Annotated in this window: 1 pseudogene; it reads right to left on the bottom strand. The window is 45.7% G+C overall.

What is annotated here, in order from left to right:
• A pseudogene (locus tag CP370_RS09405) lies at positions 1-411 on the bottom strand (L-arabinose isomerase); the annotation flags it as partial.

The following is a 411-nucleotide window of genomic DNA, read 5'->3' as shown; positions in this document are numbered from 1 at the left end:
AACCAAACATCTTTGACAAATCTGACAATTGTTCTGAATCGATGTCAAATGATAGCACAGTGTGGTGTCCACCACCAAGTGTCAACCAACCAACTGATCCATCACGCAAACCTTGCTTTGGTGTCCACAATTGCTTAGCAACTGGTAGCAATGGCATTTCTGCTTCAGGCTTGTTACCACGTACATCATATGACATCAACTTGAACTCATCACCATAGTCTGCAAGGGTTGCGTCAACCGCGTCACCTTCCATACCAGTGAATACCAAACGTGCAGGATCAGCCTTGTCACCGATGTCCAATGGGTGAACTTCAACACGTGGCTTGTCTGAAGCGATTGTTGGGTCAACTTCAAGCATGTGTGATCCAAGGATAGCTTCATGTCCCTTACGCAAATCAAGCGTGTAGTCTT

Source organism: Lactobacillus sp. UMNPBX19 (assembly GCF_002553805.1).
In the GTDB taxonomy this organism is placed as follows: Bacteria; Bacillota; Bacilli; order Lactobacillales; family Lactobacillaceae; genus Lactobacillus.
Note: the sequence above shows the minus strand (reverse complement) of the source record. Positions and strands in the feature narration are given on the sequence as shown.